Origin of the sequence: uncultured Veillonella sp., assembly GCF_900545205.1 — a bacterium.
Taxonomy (GTDB): Bacteria; Bacillota; Negativicutes; order Veillonellales; family Veillonellaceae; genus Veillonella.
This window is the reverse complement of the sequence record NZ_UQYC01000094.1, coordinates 1-5,836: the sequence shown is the minus strand read 5'-3', so window position 1 is coordinate 5,836 and position 5,836 is coordinate 1. Positions and strand designations below refer to the sequence as shown.

General features: G+C 35.1%; 5 protein-coding genes. 2 read left to right on the top strand and 3 right to left on the bottom strand.

The window, feature by feature from the left end:
* Nucleotides 1-53: 53 nt before the first annotated feature.
* Nucleotides 54-650 carry a hypothetical protein gene (locus QZR70_RS08240; protein ID WP_295794416.1) on the top strand — a complete coding sequence of 199 codons (597 nt, stop codon included), beginning with the start codon at nt 54-56 and terminating at the stop codon, nt 648-650.
* A gap of 125 nt (nt 651-775) precedes the next feature.
* On the opposite strand, the gene QZR70_RS08235 is transcribed toward QZR70_RS08240, so the two are convergent.
* The 3 genes from QZR70_RS08235 to QZR70_RS08225 form a co-directional block, all read right to left on the bottom strand.
* Nucleotides 776-2,005: a threonine/serine exporter ThrE family protein gene (locus tag QZR70_RS08235; RefSeq protein ID WP_295794414.1), complete on the bottom strand. Its 1,230-nt coding sequence runs from the start codon at nt 2,003-2,005 to the stop codon at nt 776-778.
* 14 nt (nt 2,006-2,019) lie between these two features.
* Entirely contained in the window at nt 2,020-3,423 is a 1,404-nt protein-coding gene (locus QZR70_RS08230) for a hypothetical protein (RefSeq protein WP_295794412.1), read from the bottom strand.
* A 408-nt stretch (nt 3,424-3,831) separates the two neighbouring features.
* The gene (locus QZR70_RS08225; RefSeq protein ID WP_295794411.1) at nt 3,832-4,491 is read right to left on the bottom strand and encodes an HAD family hydrolase; all 660 of its coding nucleotides are present in this window, start codon (nt 4,489-4,491) and stop codon (nt 3,832-3,834) included.
* Between the two features lie 139 nt (nt 4,492-4,630).
* Between QZR70_RS08225 and QZR70_RS08220 the strand changes: the two genes are divergently transcribed.
* Nucleotides 4,631-5,470: a hypothetical protein gene (locus QZR70_RS08220; RefSeq protein ID WP_295794408.1), complete on the top strand. Its 840-nt coding sequence runs from the start codon at nt 4,631-4,633 to the stop codon at nt 5,468-5,470.
* Nucleotides 5,471-5,836 lie beyond the last annotated feature (366 nt).

The following is a 5,836-nucleotide window of genomic DNA, read 5'->3' as shown; positions in this document are numbered from 1 at the left end:
AATTATGTTACAATACAAATAAGATAATAGTTTTTAGGGAGAGGGAGACTCATATGAAACGTTATATTACATTACTTAGTCTAGGTTTGTGTTTATCCGTACCGATGCTTTCAGAAGCTAGCGATATAAAGCCTGTTATGCATGTTACGAATGTACATAATGGTCAATATGATGCGGCATTAGATGCTATGACAGACACAAAGTTTTATGGACCGTATCAATTCCGAGTATTAAAGGATGCTATTGAAACGCAGGGCGAAACAAAGGACATTGATGGTAGGGTGTTTAGAACCTCTGATGGGGTATTTATGCATGTAAAGGCTAGATCTATCGATAGTACGAGTTCCACGTTAGATGCTGAGGTTAATGAGCTTGTTAAAGATAGAACGATTCCTGAACCTACCGTAAAGATGGTATTACCTATTACGCATAATGTAATAGAGGTCAACAATGATGGCGTGCGTAGTTTACTAACTGAATTTATGTATGGGTGGCCATTAGAGTATCGCACGGATATGGTATTGGTGACAGATTATGAAGATACTCGATATTACTATAATTTACAGTTTTATCGACATAAGTTACCTGAAGGTATTCGTATGGAACAGTTACGCCAAATGATTATGGATGCGCAGTTCAGTTATAAATAAGTGATATCTAATTAGCACAATATAGTTATAAATAAAAGAGGTTCCTAATGGTCACAGTAGTGACTCATAGGAACCTCTTTTATCGGGCAAGTAATTTATATGAATTGGTTATAACGTTATATTATTTATAAGTGTTTTTTGGGGATTCGTAGTGGTTTTATATGTTTTACAATTGCGATAGATATAGCAATTGTAAAAGCTATCAAAAAGGATTCTTTTGCGAAGCTAATGGCAATAGTTTCTTGTCCCATTAGCATATAATAAATGGATCGATAAAAGCTGAGCCCTGGTAGTAAAGGGAATAAGCTAGTCATTAGGAAAACTATAGCAGGGCATTTCCGTTTAACAGCCAATATTCTTGATGCTATGGCGATGATAAAACCACTGATGAATATGGAGAGCATAACATTAGACTGTAGTGAAGATAATGTTAAGAACAAGAACCATGAGATGAATCCTAAGATTGTACAATCGATAAAATGTTGTTTAGCTACACGGAATAAGATTGCAAATGCTGTCGTACCAATACCAGCCATTATACTACGCATAAACATAGAGGTTAAGGAATTAGTATCTAAATTAGAGGTATAAAGAGGAATCATTTGTGTGTTGAAGAGTAGTGATTGTACTACTGCGACCCCTACAGCCATTGAAATACAGGTAAGTAGCGCGCCCATCATAAGGGTTATTCCTGTATTATAGTTATTCTGGCTATACTCTCTAATAGCATTGACGAAAGGAACTCCGGGAACAATGTCAATCATGGCTCCTAGTAATATAACTGATAGGTTGGAGCCTAATTCAAAGTGGATAAAGAGATTACCCAATAAGGCTATTAGAATACTACCTAAAATGGTAATCAATACATCAGAGCTAAGAATGCGTTTGATGGTACACATATAGACGCCTAATATTAAGCCTATAATACCTGCAATTATAGAGTCTGTTATTGAACTACCAATTGCATAGCTAAAGCCCGAAGCTCCTAACGTATAAGCTACTAATCTCCAAAAAAAAGAATAGTCTGACATGGTATCAATTTGATTAAGTTCACTTTCAATCTCCTCAATAGTAATATTTTTTTGTGTGATACGTCGGGAGAGCGCGTTAACTGATTCAATTTTACTGAGGTTAATATCGACTTCAGGAACGTTATAAATACGAGTAATTTCAGTTCCATCAGCTTTCTTAGCAGTTGCAAAAATACCTCTATTGGATACGTAGGCTTCTAAATCTTTAAAATTCATAGCTCGTGCTATGTAGTTCATAGTATCCTCTGTACGACTGATTTCGGCGCCACTGCTAAGTAGTATTTTTCCAGCTTTTAGTATAATTTCTAATTCCACACCTGTCATTATTTCCTCGTTATTCATTTTACTTCATTGTTATTTATATTGGACTTTTTGATAGGTCTATCTTTAGAAGATTCAGTTGATTTTGATTCTTCCTGTTGTTCTTGTAGAATATTGATATTTTGATGTATAACTTCTTCGTCTATTGAGAGATGCTCTTCCACATAGTCTTTTAGCTCTTGAACTGTTTCCGTATTTGAAAGTATTTCTTTTGCTTCATTATGAATATCTTCTTTAAGAGATTTTGTATCTGCTTGACTAATATCACCTAATGTATGGAATAGTTCACGTTCTTTTTCTGAAAGATTTTTGTGAGGACTATGTTTTTTTAATGATAAATGGATCATCTTTCTTCGGAAGAGTTTTTCCATAATGATATCTTTACGATCACGGAGCCATCCATAAATAAGAATAATTAGGAGCAATAGGCCCATATAACCGAGAATTGGGTAGAGGATACTAATCAAATCTTTAAAACCAAAGAAGCTACATATATATCCTATGATTACTACAGAAATAATAATAATTCTCATTCTTTTTGTGCTGCCGTTGGCAAAACGTCTAGCAATAGAATAAAAAAGAGAGAATGCTGTATTAAAAATAAGTGAAAAGACTGTGATTGCATATATATATGCTAGCCAAGGATGAATTTGATTGGCAATAGCAAGAATCGGCAAATCTGCATCTTTTACGGTATCTAGATTTGCAAAAATAGAGATAGCAGCTATAAAAACAACCAATCCGACTAATAGGCCACCACGAGTGCCACCTTTTTCAGCAATACCAATACGAACAACAGAACCACCTAAAATAAAGGCCATAGAAACAGCTGTCATAGCACATAGAGAATAATAATTAATGACAGAAAACCATACATTGCTTGTGGCTGGTTTGATTGTGTGGGCTAAAGCCTCTAATGTAGTCCAATCATGACTTTTACCAATAAAAGAGTAGCCTGTAATGATGAATATCATAACAATCATGATGGGAGTAAAAACACCTAAAACATTGGTTATTTTGTCAAAGTTCATAAATGATACGGTTATGATTAAAAGTGAGCAAATTAATCCACCAACCCAAAAAGGGAATCCAAATTGTTGTTCTAAGTTTGAGCCTGCGCCAGCAATCATAACAAATCCCATAATAAAGCTACCAGAGATTAGTACAAAATCAAGTATTCTTGTAATAATAGGATGGGAAATCTGTGTAAAAACCTCTTCATGATTGTCTGCACGATAGTAACTCCCCAAAGAAAGCATGATTTTACCAAATGCGGCATTTAATAGACCTAGTAATAGAACACCAATGAGACCTATTTGGCCAAAACTTATGAAATATTGTAGAAGATCTTGTCCACTCGAGAGTCCTGCACCTACAATAACACCTATGTAGGCAAATGCAATTTTCCATGATTGTTGCATTATATTTTCCTCCTTCCAAATACATAACTTAGTATACAAAATAATATTATATCATACTAATGATTCAGTTTATAGAAACCTCACCGCCAATCTCTATAAGATTAGCTAAGACTGGACCCATTTATAGGCCTTAAGTTCAATACACTAACTATTGAATTGACGGCGTGTCCATGTGAAAGTACTGCCTCAAAAATGTAACATATATCACATTTTTAAGGCAATAGATTGGGAATAGTATTTATGCGTAAAAAATATAATGTGAAAGTTGAAATAAATTAGAGAAAATAAAAGAAAAACCGCAAAAAATGAGAGGTCTAATATTTTAATCCCCATTTTTGAGCGGTTTTAAGATGTAAATCGTTTATTTTATATGAATTTGTTATAGATTAATGATTATAATTTAGGATGTTATTTATTTAAGTTTTCCACAATACTTAAAATATCTTCTGCTTTACGAGCAATATGTGTTACACCTAGTTCTTGGTGGAGAGATTCTTCTCTAAAGCCCCAGGTAACACCGATACAGAGTAGACCGGAGTTTTTTGCAGTAGCTACGTCAACTTCAGAATCACCTACATAAATAGATTCTTCTGGTGAAGAGCTTAGTTCTTTTAACGCTTGGAGTACCATATCTGGTGCTGGTTTACGTTGCAAGCCTGGTCTTTCACCAATAGCAACAGGTAAGCGATCGCCAAAATATTCTTTATTTAAAGGTGTAACACCTTCTTGAATTTTATTAGATACAATGGCTAATTTATAGCCTTTTACACGCAATGCATCTAGCATATCTAGAATGCCTGGGTAAGGAGCTGTTGTATCTTTTAAATGCTCACCATAGTAAGCTTTGAACTCCTCAATATATGGTTCTAATTCATGATCTGCTACTGTGCTAGGTAAGCATTGACGCATCAAGTACGTTACTGCATTACCAAGTGCTGCCTTTACCTCTGCTAGAGACTTTTCAGGGAAGTTATGTGTACGTAGTACATGATTTACAGCATTCGCTAAATCTGTAGCCGTATCGAGCAATGTGCCGTCGCAATCAAAAACGATGGTTGTATATTTCATGGGAACCTCCGATGTTAAATCAATATGTACTTTATAAGTATATGATAAATATGGAGAAAATCAAGAGAATAGCCGTATTAGTTACTATAATTATGTTACAATAGTAGCAGTAATTATTACAGTGTATTGGAGGCGTAGTATGACTGAAATACAAGCTCTTTTATTGATAAAATCTATTCTTGAGTCCGCAGATATTCATGGTATTGAAAACATTTTGGCTGTGGATTGTGAATATATGTCCACAGGTCGTGGTATTATTGGCCGCAATCGTAATGAAAGTATTGAGTTTTTATCCTCTATGACTGAGTCTATTAAGGCTGATAATGTGCCTGTTACGTGCAAGGCGATGCATATTACCGATGTGTACGAGGAGGATGCGCTATTTCATGAGGGCCGTCATGGTTTGACTGTTTCTTATGAAAGCAGCGATAACTATGTGTACATGATTTTTGTAGATGTAAATGATGAGGGGCTCGTTGACCGTATCGTATCTAGTCAGGAAAACTATAGTATTGAGTATGATGACCTTCGTTTTGGCGATGATGAAAGCGAGTATTCTTTTATTTCTGCCCCAACTACTGTGAAAGATTGGATTACAGCCCTCAGTATGTGGCTTGAAACAGCCAATGTTGATGTAGATGATTTTTATCAGTACATCGATGAAGATACACGTGTTGTATTCCAAAAGGGGGATGCTGAATCGATTACCCTTGAAAGCGGCCTTGATGTAGAAGATTACTTTGATCAGCTCATGAACCAACACTTTGATGCGGTACCTCATATCATTCGCGATGAAGAAGATGGCCTTATTTTAACCTATGGTCCTATGAGTGCCATTGCAACCCTCAATGAAGAAGGCGCACTAGCGCTTATTAGTATCTATATTGACACACGCGACGAAGATGAAGCCACTGATGAAGTTGGCTATATTGAAGAAGAACTAACCAAGACAACAACTACTGAAGAAGATTTACTTTAATTAACTCTATCAGTAAAATGTACTATACTTAGTCTAAATATATATGGTTAGCGAGATACCACCAGTTAAAGGAATTATGTTTAGTCTAACTATATATGATTAATGAGATACTACCAGTTAAAAGTATTATATTTAGTCTAGAAATGTAAAAAACTACCAGTTAATTTCACGTTGTAGTAGATCGCCCTCCTGTTATTGAAGATCGGTTTACAAAACAACATGACTAACTGGTAGTTTTAAATTTAATTAGAAATAATTATTTTTAACTGGTAGTATCTACATTTCGTCATGGTCCTTAATAAGACCTGCTTTTTTCTTTTTCCAGTAGGAGTAGTAGAATGGCAAGATTACGATACAGCCACCTAG

Excerpts from the sequence above, each read along its gene's own strand:
- QZR70_RS08225 (WP_295794411.1), bottom strand. The coding sequence starts at position 4,491 with ATGAAATATACAACCATCGTTTTTGATTGCGACGGCACATTGCTCGAT.
- QZR70_RS08240 (WP_295794416.1), top strand. The coding sequence starts at position 54 with ATGAAACGTTATATTACATTACTTAGTCTAGGTTTGTGTTTATCCGTA.
- QZR70_RS08235 (WP_295794414.1), bottom strand. The coding sequence starts at position 2,005 with ATGACAGGTGTGGAATTAGAAATTATACTAAAAGCTGGAAAAATACTA.
- QZR70_RS08230 (WP_295794412.1), bottom strand. The coding sequence starts at position 3,423 with ATGCAACAATCATGGAAAATTGCATTTGCCTACATAGGTGTTATTGTA.
- QZR70_RS08220 (WP_295794408.1), top strand. The coding sequence starts at position 4,631 with ATGACTGAAATACAAGCTCTTTTATTGATAAAATCTATTCTTGAGTCC.